The sequence below is a fragment of the Desulfitispora alkaliphila genome (assembly GCF_050433185.1).
Lineage (GTDB): Bacteria > Bacillota > Desulfitisporia > Desulfitisporales > Desulfitisporaceae > Desulfitispora > Desulfitispora alkaliphila.
This window is the reverse complement of the sequence record NZ_JBNPXS010000017.1, coordinates 1-22,260: the sequence shown is the minus strand read 5'-3', so window position 1 is coordinate 22,260 and position 22,260 is coordinate 1. Positions and strand designations below refer to the sequence as shown.

Annotated in this window: 19 protein-coding genes and 1 pseudogene; 3 read left to right on the top strand and 17 right to left on the bottom strand. The window is 38.0% G+C overall.

Annotation, left to right across the window (positions count from 1 at the left end; translation table 11 throughout):
* From grpE to murJ, 6 genes are all read right to left on the bottom strand, one after another.
* On the bottom strand, nucleotides 1–525 hold the full coding sequence (gene grpE / locus GGQ84_RS07765; RefSeq protein WP_429161415.1) for a nucleotide exchange factor GrpE: 525 nt from the start codon (nucleotides 523–525) through the stop codon (nucleotides 1–3).
* A 15-nt stretch (nucleotides 526–540) separates the two neighbouring features.
* Complete coding sequence (locus GGQ84_RS07760; RefSeq protein WP_429161413.1) at nucleotides 541–2,109, bottom strand: TCP-1/cpn60 chaperonin family protein; 1,569 nt, start codon at nucleotides 2,107–2,109, stop codon at nucleotides 541–543.
* A 21-nt stretch (nucleotides 2,110–2,130) separates the two neighbouring features.
* Complete coding sequence (gene hrcA / locus GGQ84_RS07755; RefSeq protein ID WP_429161411.1) at nucleotides 2,131–3,162, bottom strand: heat-inducible transcriptional repressor HrcA; 1,032 nt, start codon at nucleotides 3,160–3,162, stop codon at nucleotides 2,131–2,133.
* Between the two features lie 119 nt (nucleotides 3,163–3,281).
* On the bottom strand, nucleotides 3,282–4,424 hold the full coding sequence (gene hemW, locus GGQ84_RS07750) for a radical SAM family heme chaperone HemW (protein ID WP_429161409.1): 1,143 nt from the start codon (nucleotides 4,422–4,424) through the stop codon (nucleotides 3,282–3,284).
* A 12-nt stretch (nucleotides 4,425–4,436) separates the two neighbouring features.
* Nucleotides 4,437–6,245 (bottom strand): translation elongation factor 4, encoded by a 1,809-nt coding sequence (gene lepA, locus GGQ84_RS07745; protein ID WP_429161407.1) that lies wholly within the window; start codon nucleotides 6,243–6,245, stop codon nucleotides 4,437–4,439.
* An 80-nt stretch (nucleotides 6,246–6,325) separates the two neighbouring features.
* On the bottom strand, nucleotides 6,326–7,894 hold the full coding sequence (gene murJ / locus GGQ84_RS07740) for a murein biosynthesis integral membrane protein MurJ (protein ID WP_429161404.1): 1,569 nt from the start codon (nucleotides 7,892–7,894) through the stop codon (nucleotides 6,326–6,328).
* 187 nt (nucleotides 7,895–8,081) lie between these two features.
* Between murJ and GGQ84_RS07735 the strand changes: the two genes are divergently transcribed.
* Complete coding sequence (locus tag GGQ84_RS07735) at nucleotides 8,082–8,396, top strand: SCP2 sterol-binding domain-containing protein (protein ID WP_429161401.1); 315 nt, start codon at nucleotides 8,082–8,084, stop codon at nucleotides 8,394–8,396.
* Between the two features lie 42 nt (nucleotides 8,397–8,438).
* Here GGQ84_RS07735 and spoIIP read toward each other — a convergent pair whose 3' ends face one another.
* Nucleotides 8,439–9,530, bottom strand: coding sequence for a stage II sporulation protein P (gene spoIIP / locus GGQ84_RS07730; protein ID WP_429161398.1), 1,092 nt, complete (start codon nucleotides 9,528–9,530; stop codon nucleotides 8,439–8,441).
* 60 nt (nucleotides 9,531–9,590) lie between these two features.
* The gene (locus GGQ84_RS07725; RefSeq protein WP_429161395.1) at nucleotides 9,591–9,920 is read right to left on the bottom strand and encodes a phage holin family protein; all 330 of its coding nucleotides are present in this window, start codon (nucleotides 9,918–9,920) and stop codon (nucleotides 9,591–9,593) included.
* Between the two features lie 178 nt (nucleotides 9,921–10,098).
* On the opposite strand from GGQ84_RS07725, the gene rpsT reads away from it, so the two are divergent.
* Entirely contained in the window at nucleotides 10,099–10,362 is a 264-nt protein-coding gene (gene rpsT, locus GGQ84_RS07720; RefSeq protein ID WP_429161392.1) for a 30S ribosomal protein S20, read from the top strand.
* A gap of 43 nt (nucleotides 10,363–10,405) precedes the next feature.
* On the opposite strand, the gene holA is transcribed toward rpsT, so the two are convergent.
* From holA to GGQ84_RS07700, 4 genes are all read right to left on the bottom strand, one after another.
* Nucleotides 10,406–11,416, bottom strand: coding sequence for a DNA polymerase III subunit delta (gene holA, locus GGQ84_RS07715; protein ID WP_429161389.1), 1,011 nt, complete (start codon nucleotides 11,414–11,416; stop codon nucleotides 10,406–10,408).
* A 14-nt stretch (nucleotides 11,417–11,430) separates the two neighbouring features.
* Nucleotides 11,431–12,039: a hypothetical protein gene (locus GGQ84_RS07710; RefSeq protein ID WP_429161386.1), complete on the bottom strand. Its 609-nt coding sequence runs from the start codon at nucleotides 12,037–12,039 to the stop codon at nucleotides 11,431–11,433.
* 37 nt (nucleotides 12,040–12,076) lie between these two features.
* Nucleotides 12,077–14,467, bottom strand: coding sequence for a DNA internalization-related competence protein ComEC/Rec2 (locus GGQ84_RS07705; RefSeq protein WP_429161383.1), 2,391 nt, complete (start codon nucleotides 14,465–14,467; stop codon nucleotides 12,077–12,079).
* Nucleotides 14,468–14,721: 254 nt separating this feature from the next.
* The gene (locus GGQ84_RS07700) at nucleotides 14,722–16,230 is read right to left on the bottom strand and encodes an aldehyde dehydrogenase family protein (protein ID WP_429161380.1); all 1,509 of its coding nucleotides are present in this window, start codon (nucleotides 16,228–16,230) and stop codon (nucleotides 14,722–14,724) included.
* Nucleotides 16,231–16,731: 501 nt separating this feature from the next.
* Here GGQ84_RS07700 and GGQ84_RS07695 point away from each other — a divergent pair.
* A pseudogene (locus GGQ84_RS07695) lies at nucleotides 16,732–17,050 on the top strand (IS4 family transposase); the annotation flags it as partial.
* Between the two features lie 184 nt (nucleotides 17,051–17,234).
* Here the strand turns inward: GGQ84_RS07695 and GGQ84_RS07690 are convergent.
* The 5 genes from GGQ84_RS07690 to GGQ84_RS07670 form a co-directional block, all read right to left on the bottom strand.
* Complete coding sequence (locus GGQ84_RS07690; protein WP_429161377.1) at nucleotides 17,235–18,881, bottom strand: EAL domain-containing protein; 1,647 nt, start codon at nucleotides 18,879–18,881, stop codon at nucleotides 17,235–17,237.
* A 195-nt stretch (nucleotides 18,882–19,076) separates the two neighbouring features.
* Nucleotides 19,077–20,108, bottom strand: coding sequence for a sensor domain-containing diguanylate cyclase (locus GGQ84_RS07685; RefSeq protein ID WP_429161374.1), 1,032 nt, complete (start codon nucleotides 20,106–20,108; stop codon nucleotides 19,077–19,079).
* A gap of 524 nt (nucleotides 20,109–20,632) precedes the next feature.
* Nucleotides 20,633–20,827: a hypothetical protein gene (locus GGQ84_RS07680; protein ID WP_429161371.1), complete on the bottom strand. Its 195-nt coding sequence runs from the start codon at nucleotides 20,825–20,827 to the stop codon at nucleotides 20,633–20,635.
* Between the two features lie 124 nt (nucleotides 20,828–20,951).
* Complete coding sequence (locus tag GGQ84_RS07675) at nucleotides 20,952–21,395, bottom strand: hypothetical protein (protein WP_429161370.1); 444 nt, start codon at nucleotides 21,393–21,395, stop codon at nucleotides 20,952–20,954.
* A gap of 215 nt (nucleotides 21,396–21,610) precedes the next feature.
* The gene (locus tag GGQ84_RS07670) at nucleotides 21,611–22,177 is read right to left on the bottom strand and encodes a hypothetical protein (RefSeq protein ID WP_429161368.1); all 567 of its coding nucleotides are present in this window, start codon (nucleotides 22,175–22,177) and stop codon (nucleotides 21,611–21,613) included.
* Nucleotides 22,178–22,260: the final 83 nt, after the last annotated feature.

Below are 22,260 nucleotides of genomic sequence, written 5' to 3'. Positions count from 1 at the left end.
TTAGTCATTTTTTGCTACTTTTACCATAGAAGGCCTAACTACTTTTTCTTTAAATATATAGCCTTTTTGCATTTCCTCAACAATAATATTTTCGTCAAATTCATCTGTTTCCACTCGCATAACAGCTTCATGGTAGTTAGGGTCAAATTCTTTCCCAACAGAAACAATCATATCTAATCCTTCTTTTTTAAGAGTTTCAATAAGTTGATTAAAAATCATCTCCACTCCTTTTTTGAAGGAATTGTTTTCGTCTTTTTCAGCCTGCAAAGCTCTCTCAAAATTGTCTAAAATCGGCAGCATTTCTTCGATCAAACTTTTATTTGCATACTTCGCAAATTCTTCTTTTTCCTTTTTGGTCCGCCTTCTAAAGTTCTCAAAGTCAGCCTGTAGTCGTTGCAGTCGAGTATATAATTCCTCTATTTCTTTATCCTTTGCGTTTAGCTGTTCTTCTAAATCTAAGTCAACCTCGTTTTCTTCTGCAACCTCTTCTTCCTGAAGATGCTCTTCAATTTTTTCTTCAACCACGTCCTCACCTTCCCCTTATGTAGTAGTCATTACACCATCATCTTCGTGCAATTCTTCTTTCATTTTTATTATTGTATCTATTCGCAAAATGGCCTGAGCCACTTCTGCTGCAGCTTTAATTGCATATATCTTAACTAAAACTGGATCTACAACCCGTAATTGCCACATATCTGCTAACACACCTGTGTCACAATCTATGGCTATACAGTCACTCTTTTTCTCACTTTGAGCAGCTAATGCATCCCCTAGTTTCTCTAGAGCATTGTAGCCCGCATTAGCCACTATATGATTAAAAGGTTGCTTCAGTGCATTAGCCACACAATCCACACCATAGGCAGCCATACCTCTTGTGTCCTTTCTTACCTCTTCCACCCGCAAGGCTGCAGCTAATTCTATAGCACCTCCTCCAGGAACAATTCCTCCTTTTATTGCTGCTTGAACAGATGCAGCGGCGTCTTTAGCTATCCTCTCACGCTCACCCACTACTTCTTTAGTAGTAGCACCTACTAAGATAGTGGCCATGGGTTTTCCTAAACCTCCATGAACAAAGACTTGCTCCAACTTCTCATCTTCAACAGCTCTTTTGGCAGTTCCCAGGTGCTTCTCCAGCTCGGCCTGTGACCTCTTTAACCCTGTTCGCTTTATGGGCCTAGCACCTGTATGTTCAGCCACCTTCCTAAGTTCCTTAGCAGAAACACGCTGTAACACCATTATCTCTTGATCTATTAAAATTTCTTCTGCTAAATCACTTATCCCCCGATCTACTAACACTAACTTAACTCCTAAATTACCAATTTTTTTAAGATTATCTGAAAATTGGCGTTGATATTCTATGTATTGATTGAAACCACTCTCTGTACTCAATGCCTCGTCCTCAACCTTTTCGGGTTCTAGAGCATCATCAATTATCAATATTTTGGGATCTATGACCTCTCGAGGCATTTCCCTTGATATTCTTTGCTTATTTACAGTTGCACCTGTAAATACCTGGTTCTCAGCCCCTTCTTGAGCAGTTACTGTATCTGATAGCTTAAAACCTTTCTGCTGTAGCTTTCCATGACCTATCATTTGAGCAGCTTCAGTTACTAGTTTAGCGATATCAGCGTGATCTCTACCAGCTATCATTGCAACTTGCATCAAAAGAGGATGACTTAAATCGTCTACTATTCGAGCTTGCTCTGTTATATAACCTAAAGCTACTTGGGAACCCAAGCGGATTCCCTCAATAACTCTAGCTACCGGAACCCCTTTTGCAACCTGAGACACTCCCTCATTGATTAAAGAACTGGCCATAATCGTTGCTGTAGTTGTACCATCACCTATTTCCCCCTGTTGTGCCTTCGCTGTGTTTATTAACATTCTAGCAGCAGGGTGATTGGCTTCCATCATGTTCAATATAGTAACTCCATCATTAGTTATTACTACATCACCAAACTTATCTACTAGCATCGTATCCAAGCCTTTTGGACCAATAGTGCCCTCAACAGCTGAAGAAATTGCCCTAATGGCATTGGCATTAGTCATGAGAGCTGCCATTTTTTCGTCTACTTCAGAGCTTTTGTTATTAGACTGCTTTAGACTCAAATCTATTCCCTCCGTATACAATTAGCCGTAATGCTTCTTCATTATTTCGGATAAATTAGCTGTGATTGCCTCCATAAAAGCTACAACCTTTGAGTACTCCATCCTTGTAGGACCTAATAATCCAACGCTCCCTAGAACTTGCCCGTCAATATGGTAGGTAGCTGTAATGATACTGCAGTCAGAAAATCCTTCCAGCTTGTTTTCTGAGCCAATTTTAATTGTAATACCAGTGTCCTCATTACTACCCAGTAGTCCTCTGATTGTATCTTCTTCATTAAGAATGCCCAAAATTGACCGAATCTTTTCCACATCTTTAAACTCAGGTTGGTTTAATATATTTAATGTGCCATCTAAGTACACCTTATTATCTCTACTCTCATCAGCACCTAAACTCTCGTCTAAAATATCCATAACCATATTTAGAGTTTTCTTTTGTTTTATTAGATCTGCATATATTTCCTGAAGAACTGTTCGCTTAATATTGTCTAAGGTTTCCCCTTGAATATTTTTATTTAGTACCCTTGAAATTAAATTCAAATCTTCTTCGCTCACCGACTGAGGAATAGTCATTAAGCGATTGCTCACCAAGCCACTCTGCAATACTATCACAGCTAAAGCCTGGGTAGGCCCTAAATAAATTAATTGAATCCGTTTAACTGCCTTTTTCCCCATTTCAGGAGTAGTAACCATAGCCGTATAATGAGTTATCTCACTTAGCAATTTTCCTGTGTTGTGGATGACATTTTCTATTTCTTTTACTTTAGTTTTATACTGATTGGATATTTGGGCTTCCTCTATTTCCGTTAACTCCGTCTTTTCCATTATGCAATCCACATAATACCTATAACCTACATTTGATGGCACCCTTCCTGCAGAAGTATAGGGCTGTTCAATTAAACCCATATCCTCTAGATCAGCCATTTCGTTCCTAACAGTAGCAGGACTTACCCCTAAACTATACTTTCGAGCAATAGTCCTAGAACCTACTGGCTCTGCAGTTTTAGTGTAGTCGTGAATGATAGCCTGTAAGATTTTCTTTTTTCTCTCATTCATCTGCACAGCAATCACCCTTTTTTGTTAGCACTCTTATCGAATGAGTGCTAAAATGTTTACTTAAAAAATACCACTATGCCCTGCGTTTGTCAAGGTAGTGCCGCTTTTTTAATAGAAATTTACAGCAAAAAACTAGCAAAGACTTCGTTTCCTAAAAGTCTTCCCTTATGCGTTAAGGTTATCACATGACTATTGTTCTCGATTAAACCTTGTTTAATTAGCCCTTCAGTTTTTTCCCCATACACTTCATTAAAATCTACTCCAAACGTTTCATTAAATTCACTTAGCTTAAGGCCCGTAGACAAGCGCAATGAAAGTGCAACTTTCTCCCACATTGCAATATCCCTTGTCACCACCTCACCCTCTTCTATGGGCATAATATCATTCTGAACTTTCTCACAGTATCGCTCCAAGTCACATAGGTTAGACCAACGCTTTCCTTTTAAGTTAGAGCTAGCCCCTGGCCCAATCCCTAAATATGGCTTCATCCGCCAATAGTTCACATTATGCTTAGATTGTTTTCCAGATAGCGCAAAGTTTGAAATTTCATACTGGTCATATCCACTTTCAGTCAACAGATTTACTGCCTCTGTATACATGGCCGCTTGAACATCATTTTCAGGTACAATGAGTTGACCATCTTCATTCATTTGCTGCCACTTAGTCCCCTGTTCAAGTTTTAGGCCATATAGGGAGATGTGGGTAGCTTTTAGTGAGATTGCCTGTTCTAATTCCCAGCGCCAATCTGATGCTCTTTGGTTTGGCAAGCCATAAATTAAGTCAATGCCTACGTTGTCCAACCCTATCTTTTCACACCATTCTAAAAAACGTTCCACTTGTTGTGGCGTATGCTCCCTCCCCATTGCCTTTAACCTCTTAAGGTCAAAAGACTGAGCACCCAGGGAGACTCTATTTATCCCCAAATCTTTAAGAGCCCCCAACTCGTCTTCCGTACATGTATTAGGGTTTATTTCTATAGTAGCTTCTGTTAGTTTCTCAAAGGAGAAATTAGCTTGTATACTCTTAAACATTTGCTTTAACTCATTTGAATTTAAAAATGTGGGCGTGCCTCCACCCACATAAAGTGTTTCCAATTTCATTTCCTCTGGTTGAAGCATTTCTGAAAATAACTTTATTTCCTTATCTATCCCCTCTAGGTATTTGGCAACTAATCCCCTAGAAGGGTTTGGAATAGAGTAAAAACTACAGTAATGGCATTTACTTTGACAAAAAGGCACATGAAGATAAAGTCCAATAGTCAAGATATCACCCGCCTAGTCCTTATCTAAACTAAGTACTGCCATAAAGGCTTCTTGAGGAATTTCCACATTACCCACTTGTTTCATTCGCTTTTTACCCTCTTTTTGCTTCTCTAAAAGTTTTCTCTTTCTCGTAATATCGCCGCCGTAACACTTGTCAGTTACATTCTTGCGCATGGCCTTGATTGTCTCTCTGGCTACAATTTTGTTGCCTATTGCTGCTTGGATGGGGATCTCAAACATTTGACGGGGTATTAGATCCTTGAGCTTTTCAGCTAAAGCCTTGCCTCTATAATAGGCTTTATCCTTATGCACGATAAAGGATAAGGCATCCACAGCTTCTGCTGCTACTAAAATATCTAGCTTTACTAACTTGGCTTCTTTATAACCTATTACGTCATAATCGAAGGAAGCATAACCTCTGGTGTTAGACTTTAATAAATCAAAGAAGTCAAATACAATTTCACTTAATGGAATTTCATAAGTCAGCATTACTCTAGTTTCAGTTATATACTCCATGTTTTTGAAAATGCCGCGTTTCTCTTGGGCTAGTTCCATTACAGCACCAACAAATTCTGATGGAACCATCACGGTTGCCTTAACATATGGTTCTTCAATAGATTCTATCTCCTGCACCGTTGGCAAATTAGTGGGATTATCCACATTAATAACTGTTCCATCGGTCTTATTCACCTTGTAGATTACACTAGGCGCAGTAGTGAGCAGGTTGAGATTGTACTCCCGCTCTAGTCTTTCTTGGATAATTTCCATGTGTAACAAGCCTAGGAAACCACAGCGAAATCCAAATCCCAAGGCTACAGATGTTTCTGGTTCATATATTAGAGAAGCGTCATTTAACTTTAACTTCTCTAAAGCATCTCGCAAATCTTCGTAGTCCCCGCCATCAACTGGGTAGAGCCCACAGAAAACCATAGGTGTTGCCTTTCGGTATCCCGGCAGCGGTTCAGTAGCTGGGTTCGTTGCAGAAGTAATGGTGTCCCCCACTTGAGTATCCTTTACATTCTTAATGCTAGCTACCATGAAACCAACTTCACCAGGATAAAGAGCATCTACCATTTTCATAGCAGGGGCAAAAATACCCACTTCTGTAACCTCAAAGCTCTTGCCCGTAGCCATCATCTTAATTTGCATTCCTTTGGAAATCTTCCCCTCCACAACTCGGATATAGGAAATGGCTCCTTTGTAGGCATCATAATGACTATCAAAAATAAGTGCTTTAGTTGGTTTATTAGTTTCACCAACCGGTGGGGGAATTTGCTGCACAATTCTCTCTAGTACTCCTTCAATACCCAATCCGGTTTTTGCAGAAACCATCAAGGCATCACTGGCATCTATCCCAATAACATCTTCAATTTCCTGTTTTACTTTTTCTGGTTCCGCACTAGGTAAGTCTACTTTGTTTATTACAGGTATAATTTCTAAATCGTGTTCTAAGGCTAAATATACATTAGCAAGCGTCTGAGCTTCTATGCCTTGGGCTGCGTCTACTACTAAAAGAGCACCCTCACAAGCAGCTAAACTCCTTGATACTTCATAAGTAAAATCTACGTGTCCCGGAGTATCTATCAAGTTTAGCTTATAGGTTTCTCCATCCTGAGCCTTATACTCAATTTTTACAGCCTGTAGCTTGATTGTGATGCCCCTCTCTCTCTCTAGATCCATTTGATCCAATAGCTGCTCTTCCATATCCCTCTCTGTTATAGCTCCCGTCTTTTCTAAAAGCCGGTCTGCAAGTGTGGACTTACCATGATCTATATGAGCAATAATACAGAAATTGCGTATTTTTTCCTGCCAGTTACTCATTCCGTTTCCTCCCTTAGACTATAAAATTCCGTCAAAATATGCTTTGTTCATTATAGCATTTACCCCTATTTGTATCAACATTAACCCCTTCTTCTTTTAAAGCGCCGCATTAGTACATCTAGGACTGAATTCAACTCTTCCATCTTCAATAGTTTGGCTATTATTAAAAAAGTCAATCCGGCTACAGTAGACGCTCCTGCTACCTGAATAAACTGTCCCAACTTAGAACCCACATCTACAGTTCCCGCCAGGACTCCCGCCGAGCCATATGCCGTTATACCTAGTGCTACACTGGCTATTCCAGTTTTCACAAAAGACATTATCATATTTTTGCCATCTATTCCTCCCAGTTTTCGTCGCAAAAACCACAGGAGCATTCCCATACTGTAGACACCTGCTATGGAGTATGCCAGGGCTAAACCTCCATGACCTAGTGGTCTTATTAAGATAAGATTCAAGATTAAATTTAAAAATATAGTGCTTATAGCTATCATCACAGGGGTTTTAGTATCCTGTAATGAGTAAAAGCTCCGATTTAATACTTGTATTGCTGAGTAGGCAAAAATTCCAAAGGAATAAAAAAACAACGCATATGCTGTGGCTTCTGTAGCCTCTGGCGTAAATTGTCCCTGTTCAAATAACAGCCTTACAACTGGAATTCTAAGCACCAGTAAAAGCACTGCTACAGGAAGTGTAATAAATACAATAGTCCGTACTCCCATGCTCATTGTTCGTTTGAAATCATCAGTTTTACCCTTAGCTATAAGCTCTGTCAACGTAGGGAAAACTGCTACAGCAATTGCAATTGCGAAAATACCAATAGGTAATTGCATAATTCGCTGAGCTGCCTTTAATGCTGAGACAATACCTTCCGGGAGTAGCGAAGCTAAATTCTGGTTTACAATCAAGTTGACCTGAGCTACCGCTAAACTAATCATCATGGGGAACATGAGAAGACCTATTTTCTTAACCCCAGGATGCCTCCAATCAAAACTAAATGTGTATTTCATGCCTAGCTTAATTAATGGCGGTATTTGAATAGCTAGGTTTAGTAGAGCTCCTATTACAACCCCAATAGCAAAACCAACTATTCCGTATTTTTGAGCCAACAGCACCCCGAATACAATAATCCCTAGATTATATGCCACGCCACCGATTGCAGGAGCCGTAAACTTCTTATATGAGTTTAATATACCTATGGCTATTCCCGCTATACTTATAAAGAAAGCCTGTCCAAACATAATCCGAGTCATCTTTACAGTCAGGGCAGTAGTTTCAGGCTCATTGTGAAAACCAATAGCTACTAAAGGTATCAAAGCCGGAGTAAAAATAAAACCCAATGTTATACCTATAATTAACAATATAAATACTATATTGAATACTATACTGACAACCTGCCAGCCCTCTTCCTCTTGCCCCTTTGCTATGTAACTGGTGAAAACGGGTATAAATGCAGAGCTAAAAGCTCCTCCCATCAAGAGTAGTGATAAGAAGTCAGGTATGGCAAAAGCAGCATTATAGGCATCAGTCATTCTATTTTGACCAAATTGAGTGTAGATTACCACATCTCTAGCGTAACCTAGTATTCTAGATAAAATCATGGCAATCATTATAACCCCTGCTGCTTTCGCAACCGCTCGTCCGTTCATTTCATCCTCCCCTAATTTAAGACTATCTTTAATAATATATCACTTTTTGCCTAAAATCAAAAGTTTAACACACATTTTTCTTGCCATATAATTCAGAATAATTATTTTTTTTTAGCAGGAACTGCAAAGAATTCAGCGAACTTACATTGAAAACATTAAAATGTTAAAAAACAGGAGGGAAGCTACAGTGTCCAATGTGAAAGGTTTGCTTGAAGAATTTAAACCGAAATTAAAAAACGCTAAGGGGATGGACGGGGTTAATGCCACTTATCAGTTTAAGCTTGCAGATGGAGATGATCACTTCTACATTGTTTTTGCAGAAGGCAATGGCAATATAGCATTCGGGGAAACGGCTTCACCAGATCTTACTTTGCGTATTTCTGAAAAACATCTAGATTCACTCTTAAAGGGAAAGCTTAATCCAACTATGGCTGCTATGACAGGAAAGCTTAAAATTAAAGGTGATATGTCTTTGGCAATGAAGCTACAAAATATTTTATAGTAAATTAAAGAAAGTCGGCTTTTTTAATTAGCCGACTTTCTTTTAATTCATCTGTGGATTTTGAATTTCATCTAATAATTCTGCTAGTGCTTCTGCTAACAGCTGCGCTGATTTTTTTGCCTCTTCAATGCTATTTTCAGCAGTTCCCATTTCAACTAACAATGCTCTAGGGTGTAAATGCTGGTTATAACGACCACTCTGTTGTCTAACTCCTCGAGAAATTCCCGGGTATTTATCCTCAAGCTTTGACTCAAGCCTGGTGGCAAAAGCCAAGTTTTGCCTCCAATTTGGGTGAGGTTGACGAGAATCATTTCCTACCACTAACAAAATACGAGCTATATTTTCCCCATTTATTTTTGCCACTGATTGGGCCCTACTAGGCTGATAATCCCTGTGTATATCAAGGACAATCTCTATTGATGGATGTTCCTCTAACATTCTCTCCAAAGTTTTTTGCGAGTTTGCATAGGACATAGCATAACTGGGGTAGTCGTGCATTTCTTCAGAGCGTATAGATTTAATGCCATACTTTTGCTCTAAAGCATCTTCTAACTCTCTAGCCACATCTACAACCCCTCCCTGCTTTCCATCTACACGCGGAGTCCCATGAGTAGGAGTATAGGTTTCTCCATTGTGAGAGTTATATATGGCTACTAAAGGGTCCTTAGTACTTCTCTCTTTTACAGCCTCTTCTACAGGTTCCTTTGGTTCTTCAGACACCTGATCACTTTCTTCAAATTCATCCTTTAAAATAAGTACATCTTCTTCAGAACCGACTCCTTCAGGAGATTTTTCACTGCCAAAGGCAATATAAGAAATCTGAGAATCTAAAACGGCTTTAGGATAATCACCTGCCATTAAACTACTCATAGCTTTCTGCACTTTGAGATCAGCATCTCCTAAAGATGCATTGTAGTAATACATGCCTGGAATTACATTCTCAAATGCGCTGTCAACAATATTCTCCACATTTATATTAGTAAGAAGATTTTGCGTTTCTAACTTTTCTCCAAACAAATAGCTAGGCAAGGCAAAAGCTAAGAAAGCACTCCCTGCTAGTACCGACAATAGAAAAGCCAGTTTAACAATAGTTACTATCTTATTTCTTCTTCCAATGACCGTTGAAGTGTACACACTTTGTCCCCCTCTCCTGTACATAATAATTTTATGTAAGAGGAGAGGAAATAGAACTAATTAACGAAGTTCTGTAGGAACAAATGCATCGATAATACCTATAGCTAAAGCAGCTAACATAGCACCTATAATCCCCACTTGAATAAACTGAGGAATAATAAACTGGGTTCCATAGATAACTATAGCTGACACAAGAAACCCTACAACACCTCTGTTTTTAGGTGATATTTTGTCACCCATAACACTCTCTACTAAATAACCTAAAAGTGCAATGACTACAGCAGCTGCCAGAGCACCACCAAACCCAGTAACAGATATACCGGGCATAACAAAACTTACTGCCATTAAAACAATAGCTGACACTATAAATCGGACAACCATTCCAATCATCAAATATCACTCCTTTCCATTTTGCTATTAATTTATCCTAACAACAAATTTGTTATTCAGACACCTATCAATTGTTGCAATTATTTAGTGTTCGTGATAAACTATATATTGCTGAATTAAAAAGGTTTGCTTACAAAAATAAACATAGTAATTTAGAAATAAAAAGGAGGTGACCGTAATGGCCAACATTAAATCTGCCATGAAACGGGCACAATTGGCAAAAGCACAAAATCTTAAAAATGCTGCTGAAAAATCAGCTCTTAGAACTGCCATTCGTCGTTTCGAAGAAGCTGTTGCTGCTGCAGACAAAGAAAAAGCTGAAAGCACACTAAAGCAAGCAGTTAAGAAAATGGACAAGGCAACAAGAAGGGGCTTATTCCATAAAAACGCTGTAGCTCGTAAAAAGTCTAGAATGACTAAACGACTAAACGCGTTAGGCTAAATAAAGAAAACCTGACCCCAATATAATGGGAAGCAGGTTTTTTTTACTTTTTTTCTGCAAGCTTTAATATCAAGTTTTTTAGTAATAGATCATGGTGCCCTTTGCCAGTCTTCATAGCTACTTCTACTTCAGTTATATGGCTCATAAGCTGAATTAACTCCTCAGGACCATAGTTACCACACTGGCCCTCTAGTTTTCTAGCTACAAATCCCATTACTCCCAAACGAGAGGCTAACTCCTTTCCCATAACGCCTCTTTCCTTCAACAGCTTGGTCTTTAGCAAAAGTCGATACTGCCTTGCCAATAAGAATATAAGTTTTATAGGCGCCTCACCTTGATGGAGCATTGTTTCAAGAAGATGAGATGCAGCAACTGGCTTTTGTTCCGATACCAAGTCAATCAGATTAAATACATTCATATGACTAGTTGGGCTTACGATCTTCTCAAGATCTCCTTTAGTAATTTGCTTTTCTGTAATAAACGTAGTAGCTTTTTCTATTTCTTGCTCCAACAGCAGGAGGTTTTCCCCCACTGCCGTAGCTAAAAACTCTGCGCCTTCAGTATCAATTAATTTCTTCCTTCTTTTTACCTGTTCATTAATCCACTTTGTTAAATAATATCCCCTTAATGACTGAAACCATAAAACTTGTCCTTTTTCATAGATTAACTTAACTATTTTTTTCCGCTTATCTACCTTACCATCCACGTTAAAAACTAAACAAGTACTAGGATTGGGGTTCTCCATGTAATCTAATAAATCTTGATCAACTTCTGCGCCCTTTCCCCCTTTTAAATAAACAGGGTTATTTACAATTACTAAGCGTTTTTCAGCAAAAACCGGAAGAGTTTCACAGGCGCTGACCACATTAGCCCCACTGTTTTTCTCTCCATCTATCACTTCAAAATTAAAAGCCTCACTGTCTTCAGTTAAAACATAACCCTTAATCTTGTCAACAGCTTCATTTCTTAGGTATGACTCTTCCCCACATAGTAAATAGACACTTGATGTTACACCCCTTTTCAAACTCTTGTCTAATTGTTCTGTTGCCTCCACCGTCTTACAGCTCCTTAGATGTGTTTTTTGTAAGTGACCATTCTATTTAGTTTCAACAAGTGCCTCTCAGGGTATCTAGATGCGACTTCTGCATAGCTTTCTTTCCACTTGGGGTATTCTTCTCGCAAAAGCTCAAATACTGCATCGCAGTTTTTTTCTAATGATATACCCAAGTGCTCTAGCCTCTCAATAAATTGATGATTAAACCGGGTTTCCCACTCTGCCATAACCTCCCAAAACTCAGCCCACTGCTTAGCTTCACTATGATGCCACAGTTTCACTTCCGGACATAAAAACTGCCTACAAATGGAATCCCTGTCCTCAATGCTCAAATCACAACCCTTATCACTGTGAAAAAAACAGTACCTGACACCCTCTATAAAAGCATTAAATGTTATCTCACCAGTTAATACAGTTACCTGGGAGTTTACAATCATCCTTTTTAAAAAATCTTCTTTCCCGTTTTCCAAATAATATCCCAAATCTACAGGCGTAAATGTGGGGCTATATGTACAACAACCGATATTGTCTCCTTTTGGGCAATTGGCACAAAGACTGCATTTTATACTACTTCTCAAACCCTTATTTATAAACTCAATATTAACTGATACTTGTTTTTTCACCCCACCACCCCCTTCTTTCTAGTATATTAACATAAAATTAATTAGCTGTCTCTATTACATAAGAACTGGGAGTAATCTTAACCGTAATTGCACCTTCCTGATCCGTTCTATAAACCTTTATGTCCCTCTGCTCTAACTCATTTATGAGCTCAGGATGAGGATGACCAAAGGGATTAGGTCCAGTTGAGATTATGCCCACTTGGGTATCGATTGCATCGAGAAAACTCTCTTCCAAACCAGTTCTACTTCCGTGATGACTTACTTTGTATATATTACTGCCAATATCCATAGGAAGCCTAGCAATTTCACCCATAGCTTCTAGTTCAATATCACCAGTTAATAAAACTGCTTGCTCACCGTATACAATTCGCAAGACTACAGAGCTATTGTTTAGCTCTGCATTAGAATAACTGGGGTTTTCACCTGGGTGAATTACTTCTATATCAATTTCTGAATCCAAGTAAATCTTTTGGCCCCTCACAGCCATTGTTGTGGGAACCTGTGCCTCTAGAAGCAAATCAAGAAATCGCTCATAGGTTTCAGTAGATGCTGGTACAGGAGAAATAAGGGCCTCCTTTACTTCAAAGCTTTCTAAAACTGCTATTAATCCTGCAGTATGATCATAGTGCCCATGGGTATTTACCAGTAAATCTATTTTGTTTACTCCCTCACTCCTAAGATAAGGAATTAGAACCCTTTCTCCCACGTCAAAGCTACTTCCCCGGACTCCGCCACCGTCCACTAGCATATTCTTACCTTCAGGTGTCCTCACATGAATTGCGTCACCCTGCCCCACATCAAGCACTGTTACCTGTAGATAATTTTGTGCTGGCTGTGCAGGAGTTACTATTAACAGGACCAACAAAGTAAAAGCTATTGCCTTGCCCCCTGTCTCTAACCTCCACTTGAATATTCTGATTAAGTAAAAGTTCAAGTTGCCCGCATACCACTCTCTCAGGTAGATAAGCGCCAAGTAATATAGGACAATCCAATATAACTGAGGAACTGGAAAATAAAACGTGCTTCCAGGAAGTGTAGCTATTTCTTCTAATAAAAGCCATAGGTAAAATAAAGCCCCACCGCTTGCTGTAAAGATAATTTCTACTGCTACATTGCTGATGAATGACAGAGGAAGGGAAATCAATCCTGCAATAACCACAAGTCCCACAATGGGAGCCACAAACACATTGGCGAGAATAGTAACAGGGGATAGAAGATTAAAGTGATATACGAGTAGTGGAATCAAAGATATTTGGGCTGCCAAGGGTACTGTTAGAGCTATTCGCCACGATGGCAAAAACCTTAAAATATAATTTAACAGTGGGGTTAAGTACAAAATCCCCCATGTAGCTGTAAAGGATAACTGAAACCCTGGGTCAGTTATTAATAAGGGATTAGAAATTGTCACTACTAATAGTGCCAATGCTAGAGCAGAAAATACACCCTTATTCCTCTGGATTGTATATACATACAGTCCCACCGTACTCATTAGTGCTGCTCTAGTAACAGAAACAGAAAAGCCTGTAGCACAGGCATAAAACCAAATTAGAACTAATGATAGCAGGAATTGCTGCCACTTTCCCAATCTCATTATTCTACCCAAGCCTAAACCAAAGGCTAGGACAAAGCCCACATGGAGGCCCGATACAGCAAATAGATGCATGAGACCTGTTTGCATAAACAGCTGGGACTGCTCCTCAGTCAGTCCACCCTTGTCCCCAAATACCATAGCCTTCATTACTGCCCCTTGAGTAGTGGGCAAAAAGCTGTCTATTAAATCAGTGGTGCTCCTATTAAACTCATGGGCATAAAAAACAACTGGATTGCCTTTGCCCTCATTCAAAACTGTATAGCTATCTTCCCCCACTAGAAGCTGGGAGAAGATCCCTCGAGTAAGCAGGTAGTGCCTATAATCAAAGGCATTGGGATTTGAAGCCTCTGATGGCTGGCGCAAAGTCCCCTGTAGCATCAGCTGGTAGCCATACTTAATCGACTCCCCTAGCTGCTCTGGGTTTTCGCTGTAGAGACTAACGGCTGTTTTTTCAGCCCCAGATACTACAGCTTCACCTGCTTTTAATCCTTCTAGGTCTAAAGGAAAGGCAATTCGATTTGAGTACACTTCCACCTTACCAGCTACTACGCCAGTTGCCGTTACATCTTTATCAAAGAACTGACTGAGCTCTGTCTTGCTCAGATTCCAATTCAAGCTAAACCAAAAAGAACCTGCAATAGCTGCTACTAAGGTCAGCAGTATCACAAGTTTCCTATTATTGTTCTTCATTTCCCCTCTATCTATAGAGGAAGCAATTATGAATACAGATAATATTATTGCCGTACCAAAGAAAAGGAGCAACTGGGGCATAATGCCAAACTGCAAATATCCAACTACTAACCCAATAAGCCACCCCAATGTGATAAAGTATATCACTTACCCCCCGCCCCTTTTCTGTCTTTTATACCATTATATGACAAAAGATGGTTGTGATCAAGAGATTTTGTATACTCACAGTACCAAAAAAGAACCTGCGATAGCTATTCATCATGCAACAGTATCACAGGTTTTTTACTATTTCTATGTAACTTGAACCTCTATCTGCCAAGGAGATAATTATTAATGGAAGCTGAGGCATAATTTCAAACTGGAACTATCTAACTTATAGTCCAGTAAGCACACAATTTTTCTTACTTCAAAGTAGTACAGCTACTTGTTACTCCATTACCATCATGTTCTTTTCCATAATATCGAATTGTTGCTGCTTTACGTTTTGTAAAAAAGTCAACTGCATCTTGTCCTTGAGCTTTAATCTGGCTACCTAGCAAAGATGCTTTTGCTCCCCCAAATGGTAGATATGGCATGGATGCTGGCACACCAACGTTTACACCAAGCATACCAGATTCAGCTTCACGAAGGAACTTCTGTGCGTATAGACCACTTTCTGTAAAAATACTTCCTCCATTACCATATTCAGAACTATTCATAAATTCTATTCCTTCGTTAATACAACTAACCTTAATCACAGTTACTACTGGTCCAAAAATCTCTTCCTTGGCTACTGTCATCTCAGAAGTAACTTCTGAGAGAATAGTTGGAGCTACAAAGTAACCATTTCTATTTGCCTCTGAAAGTTCCGGTTCACGTCCATCCAACACCAAATTAGCTCCTTCTTTAACACCTAAGTCAATATATTGGTGTATTCTTTCTACAGCTTCTTTTGAAATTACAGGACCCATAAATACTTTCTCATCTTTTGCATCTCCATATTTTATATTTTTAGATGCTTCAATTATTCTTTCTTTTACTTTATCATATACTTCTTCTACTATTGCAACATTAGCTCCTGCCATACATCTCTGACCTGCCGCGCCATAGCAAGAATTAATAAAGTTTTCAATAAATCCATCTATATTAGCATCTTCTGCTACAAGAAGTGTGTTTTTAGCTCCTGCTAAAACCATACTTCTCTTGCCAGTTTTAGCACTTTCCTCAGCAACAATTTTTCCCACTGGAGTTGAACCCACAAAAGCCATTGCGCTAATTAAAGGACTTTTAAGCATGGTTTCAGCTACAGATTTGTTTCCATTTACAAGGTTAAATACACCTCTTGGAAGTTCAATTGTTTCAAGTATTTCTACTATCTTCTGCATAAATACAGGAGACAGTTCAGAAGCTTTAAATACCATAGTATTACCTGTTCCTATTGCAAAAGGTACAAACCACCCGAAAACTAAAGCTGGGAAATTAAAAGGCGCTAAAGCCCCCACAACCCCTAGCGGTTCACGCAAAATTTCACCATCAATTTCTTCACTAATTGCTATTTTATCTCCACGCATCATTAAAGGAATTCCACAAGCAGTTTCTGTAAGTTGAATAGCTCGACTTACTTCACCTCTAGCATCATTAATATGTTTTGCCTGGTCTTCAGCAATCACTTGAGCTAATTCTTCATGTCTTGAGTTTAATTCACTATGTAGCTTAAATAGATACTCCATTCTTTTTCCCATTGAAACTTTGCGCCAACTTTTAAATGCTTCTTCTGCTGCAAAAATAGCTTTTTCTACTTGCTCCGTAGGTGTAATAGGTACTTCTCCTATTTCTTTACCTGTTGATGGGTTATAAACTCTAAGATGGTCTACTCCCTTTTCTTCTACCCACTCCCCATTAATATAGTCTTTAAATCTAATAAATTCCACTATAATACCTCCTTTAAGGGATATTATTTCATGACTAGAAGGTAATTACTATGTGGTACGGTTGACGCTTACCTTCCCCCACCCCTTCTCTGTCTTTGCTACCATTATATTACAAAAGATGAGTGTGAGCAAGGGGCTTTAGTTTTTACAAAGCCTTCTGGTGCTGTTAACAGTTTTCAACAAAGAAACAAAGTTTACAAAAAAAGCATTGATGCAATCATAACTAATAGAAACGTAAGCGTCAATTTCAGCACACGTATTCAAATACAGCAGAGTTTGATAATATAAATATACCGCCTATCCTCGTAGGATAAACGGTATATCTTACTCATTCTCTTATGTTTTATGCCTGATCTCCTCAGGCAAGGATTTTGCCCACGGCAAAAGAGCGTCCAATACCTCTGGATTTTCTATATCCACATTTGGAAGCTGTTCAAATAGGTAGCTTAAATTTTACGAATTTATTGGCCAATAATAGTTACCACTAGCTGTAAAACACCCATAAAACTAAAGATAGTGTTCGTACAGAACCGTAATAACCGGCGTGAATGGCTAGCTATCTTAAGCACAGACATTGCCTTGGACGATAGAGAGATAGTCCGCATTTATGGTATGCGCTGGAGTATTGAAACTTTTTTAAATTTGCTAAATCCTACTTGAAATTAGTCATACAACCATAGTATTTACCAGGTACTTAGTCCTGGAATGGGAGCGGAGAAACAACTGTGATAGCCGCACTTTCGGTGGCATATTTTATTTATTCTGTGATGAAGTCAAAGATATAGATTTAAAGACTGCCTTACAGAATCTCATGGTATTTTAATCCTGTAATAACTATGGGAAGTGGGGAATCAGCTCTATTGAATTTTATATATAGCCAATTTTTATTTAGTCCCTACCTCTTATAGCTTTATATGGTATGCTTACCACTACTGTTATTTTACTAGGTTTATCGGTACTTTTTACTTCAATTTCAACATCACTGTATTCGATTGGTATATATTTTAATGATTTCTGTCTTGATTGAATTGTAAGTAAAATTCTTCAAAGTCGTCTGGTAATAACGGTTTGCTAAAATAATATCCTTGAACATTATCACAATTCAGTTCTTTAAGTATGTTTAATTGTTCCTCAGTCTCAACACCCTCAGCTATAACAGTTTTTTCAAAGGTGTGTGAGTAGCCTATTAATTGTTTAACCAGTTCTCTAATTTCGATTCGATCAATTGTGTCAATAAAATATTTGTCAATTTTTATTATATCAAATGGTATTTCACCAATACTCATAAGTGAGTTATAACCCGTTCCAAAGTCATCAATGGAAACTTGATATCCTTTTTCTTTCAAATAGTTCATTGTTTCTATCAAGTGTTTATCATTGTAAGCTATGGCTCTTTCTGTTATTTCAATCTCCATGTCAGATCTATTGACATTTTTGCTGTTAATTGTATCCTTGCCCCAATAAATGAAATCATTATCCAGTAATTCCTTTGCGGATACGTTAACAGCACATGTTATGTTAATGCCTTTGCTTTTCCACACTTCCATCTGTGTTGTTGCGTTGTCAAAAACAAACTTTGAAATCTCTTTTATAAACCCAATATCTTCTGCAATAGGGATAAAAATATTAGGTCCTATAAAATGATCGCTGTTTCTGTTCCATCTTACTAATGCTTCTACACCCGAAATCTTATTGTTTATAATATCAATTTTTGGCTGGTACATTAAAAACAATTCATTTCTTCGTATAGATTCAAGCAATGCTCCAGTGATATGATGCATCTCTCTTCTTCTGTTTTCTAAACTGACATTGTAATAATAAATGCCTAATTCTTTATCCTCTCCTTGTTCATAAGCAATCCGAGCTTTATTGTATATTTCAGTTGGCGAACTATCTTCACCTCGATATTCATAAATTCCTACTTTAAGCGATACTCTAATCTCATATCCATTAATTGAAACCGGAAATGCAAAATAATGATCCAAAATTTGTTTAATTTTTTCTTCGTAGTTTTCTTCACAATCTTCAAATACTAATACAATCAACTCATCTTTCCCATAAGAATAAACGGATTTTCGACCACAGCGATGCTCTAGCTGTTTTGCTAAATTCTTGACTAGATCTAATACCAATTCATTATCAACGTACTTTTCAATGTCATCCAGATTTGTTAACTTAATCGACATAATTTTAAAATGTTCCTTTGATTTGATGCTGTCTTCAATATCAAAAGTTAGCTTCGTTGTATTTGGTAGTTGATAGAAAGGGCTTGATAAGTTCCTGTCTTGTGCTTCCTTATTTAATTGATTTATCCAGTCGAGCATGCACCCTGTAAAAAGACCAATCAGTGAGAAGGCAAGCATGCGGGAAATCCAGTTTACAGGCTCTTGCATAATGCCACTGGAAACATCAAGTGGCATTAACGGACCAACAAATAAACCTGAGACCATGCCTACAATCAAGCCACCAAAAGAACCCCAGAATAGGGCGGATAGTATTATAGGGACATACAGTATGTGTACGTAGACCTTTTTTGTACCACCTGTTAAATATACAAAATACACAGCAGCCACAATAAGAATAATAATAAATACGATTTTGAGTAAACTAGCCTGTTTGTTTTCATTTGCTCCTTTGATTATTGATCTCATAAAAGTTTTTTCTCCTTTCCCTCATTCATCCTCAGAAATGGTAAAGGTGGCCCATTAAAAGAATAATATCAATTGAGAAACGGTCCAGTATTTTAATGCTAATCCCTTGCTGTTATGATAGCAGAAGCCGTGCAATGCATTTATACCTCGGTCACAAGGATTCCAGAAACTACCCTGATAATGTACTTTATTGGTCTAGATCCTGCTTTTTTTACGCTGAAATTTATTATTATACATAACCCTGTCTGCTTCATGATATGTTTCCTCTAAAGATTTAGTGCTATTTTCACTGACAGCCAAACCCACAGAAATCCTCAACGGCAACTTTTTATGAGTTTTATTATAGTTTTCAATGTTCAGGTTAATTCTCTCAAGAATTCCCTCACCGGCTACTTGATCAGTACGGGGCAGCACCAGCACAAATTCATCGCCACCGACTCTAGCCAGAATATCAGAACCGCGAAGTGCCTCTTTAAGCACTAAAGCACAGTTTTGCAAATATAGATCACCAGCCCCGTGACCAAAGGTATCGTTAATCTTTTTTAGTCCATCCATATCCGCTGATACTATGGTAATCGGGTATTCGCGAGAACCTTCAAGGCGCTTTATTTCATTTACAAAATAGTGCCTGTTGTAAAGGCCAGTAAGCTGATCGTGAAAACTTAAATACTGAACTGATTCTAAGTTCCTGCTGTTTCTAAGTGCTATGGCGGCTATCTCGCCAAGATTTGAAACAAAATCTACATCTCTCTGGATGAATCCTCCCTTTTTATTAGCTAGTCCAATTAAACCCTCCGTCTGCTGATCAATGATTAGGGGAGCAAACATTACATTGTCTAGCCGCATATGTCCTTCAGGTAAAAACTCCATCCAATGGCTGTCTGCAAAGCTATTATCATATACCCCTTTATGAGAACGATAAGCTGTTTCCCTTAATCCTCTAATAGGCATCGGTAGGTTTTCATCCACCGTACACTTGAGACCTCCCGAATCCAGGAACAGTACTTCGTTTTCTGATCCATCTGGACTTAAAAGCGCAACATAACCCGAGGTAGCACCTGTAACCTTCTTACACAAAGAAAAAATTTCTTTTGCCGCATCCTTAAATTCTTGCTGTATTAATATAGTCCTGGCACTTTCTATTAGTGCTTTATATTCCGCAATAACCAGCTTTAATTCTGCTGCTAGTTCTTGTTTGGATATATTATCTATCCGTTCAAAATACAATAGCCTCCCACCTTTTTGTTAAGACATCTTAATACAAGTTAATAGTATGTTCTCTCCCATTAATCCCTTGGGGTAGCCGCTGCCATCCCATTTTTCATGCATATTATCGATTTGGCAGAGCCGACGGGAAGCGCTACAGAGAAGCTGACACCAACCTGAAGAAAGTATACCCAAGGCATATTCCGCCATTTTTTTCATAAATGTCGCCGATACGCTTAAGTTCTTTATCCTGCATATTCTGTTTAGTGGCATCCATCACCGTTGAAAATATGAGCCAGTTGTTAGGCAATACTTCCATAAAAGTAAAATGTCCTATGAAAGAACAGAAAAAGATAATGTACTCAGAGTCAGTGCTAAAAGAATTTTAATGTGCATTTTATAGATGATTTTTACTTAATTGCACCATTACTTTTTCTTTTAACTCCCTCCAAGCCAATACAATTAGTATTTTTTTCTATCTGTTAATTATAACATTTTTCATTTGTTGAAAAAGCTATGTCACATTTATCCTCTACTGCGCTACGTTAATTCTCTATTTGAGATGGACATTTAATATAGCTTCTCAACTTTACCATGGCCTGACTATATGCTATTTCCTCTGCTTCTGTTGAGGTTGAATTGGCAGTCCCAGTGGCATTTGTGCCATTCTTTAAGATTATTAAGCATTTGACGGAGTTTCCATCAATGATAAAACCTTTTCTATGAATTAAATCGGTCACTTTATGTACGCCTCCTTTTGAACAGATTCGACTATGATTTAAGTTCTTCGACACATATATTGAAATTCCTACATTTACTGGAAAATTAACTGAGTTGAATAAAAAAGTCCCCCAAACCGTAGTCTTAGGGAACATACTTCAAACTCCACATGTGATAGTTAGAGTGTAAGTACCTTATTATTTCGGTGTCATCTTGTTTTCGTAGTTTATTTATTTCCTCAAAACTTAATTGAGGATATATTAATTGTTCTGTAAATGGCTTATATTTAATTAATGGATTATCTTCTCGTTCTTCTGCAAACTTATATCCACTTAGATTCCCCTCCATGCTAATTGCTATCTCGGCTTCCCTAGGTACTTCTCTATCGTTTACATAAACATTAGTAATACGAATAGGAAACCTACCTTTATTCTCAAGTCCTATTAGAAATATGGTACTCTCAGTATTATATTGCGAAAAAGACCTAGACTTTATATTGATAATATTTAATGGGGGATTCGATAATACTATTACTGAAATTATCAATATTATTACCGCCATAAAAACTGCAATTTTTCTTCTAGTCATTTAAATCATCTACCTATATTTTTACACCTGAAGTCTCTCGAAAATATTATTGTTGTTGCCTATTTTCCTGCAAAACTCTTTCCTGCTTTGTTAAATTCGGATTTATTTTTACTAAAGGGTTAATTAATGGCAAATTAAATCTCCGTTTGTGAAATTTAACCAACATTAATAAGTCACCTTTTTCCTTTCTGCTTCTATTTCTAGGTGATTGAATATTATAGTTCCTTATTAAACCTTAAATAAAATATTTGGACATAATCGTTCTTTAGCACTTTATAAAATTCCTCATGGTCTCCCTCAAAGACTTTTTCGTCATAATTAACTATACTGTTACCTCCTCCTGCAACTACTGCTATCATAATAGGCTCATCTGCTATAATTCTTTCCTTTTCATTTAAACCAATTTGAAAAGAACCTCCACCAGTAGGCCTTTGAATATATGTCCAACTTCTGTTACTCCCCCCATCATGAGAAAAGTTAGACATATAGATTTGCTCACCCTCATCCACAAACGCTCTATTTAAGGTGAATACCAAGTTGCCTTTTTTAGCTGAAACTGGGCTCCCTTCATGGATAACTACTGAATCACTGACTTTTACCAGTTCACCATATTCATAACACTCTACCCAACTTTCAATTTTTGGATATTTAGCGTCCATATATATATCGTAAACAAAATACCAGTAAGCACCAGTTGAGGATAGAAGCATCCCTTCTCTCTCATCTAAGCTAACTAACTTAATGGTGTCTTCTTGATTATGAGCACTGCATGTTTTTGTCAAGTAAAAATTACCCCACATAATACTTGAAAAGTACCCCACTTTGATGCAAAAAAATATTAATTTAAAGTTTCGGCTTTAAGAAA

Bases quoted from the DNA above. Each gene is read 5' to 3' on its own strand.
- lepA (WP_429161407.1), bottom strand. From the start codon at position 6,245: ATGAGTAACTGGCAGGAAAAAATACGCAATTTCTGTATTATTGCTCAT.
- GGQ84_RS07690 (WP_429161377.1), bottom strand. From the start codon at position 18,881: ATGAGATCAATAATCAAAGGAGCAAATGAAAACAAACAGGCTAGTTTA.
- rpsT (WP_429161392.1), top strand. From the start codon at position 10,099: ATGGCCAACATTAAATCTGCCATGAAACGGGCACAATTGGCAAAAGCA.
- GGQ84_RS07675 (WP_429161370.1), bottom strand. From the start codon at position 21,395: ATGACTAGAAGAAAAATTGCAGTTTTTATGGCGGTAATAATATTGATA.
- hrcA (WP_429161411.1), bottom strand. From the start codon at position 3,162: ATGAATGAGAGAAAAAAGAAAATCTTACAGGCTATCATTCACGACTAC.
- murJ (WP_429161404.1), bottom strand. From the start codon at position 7,894: ATGAACGGACGAGCGGTTGCGAAAGCAGCAGGGGTTATAATGATTGCC.
- GGQ84_RS07725 (WP_429161395.1), bottom strand. From the start codon at position 9,920: ATGATTGGAATGGTTGTCCGATTTATAGTGTCAGCTATTGTTTTAATG.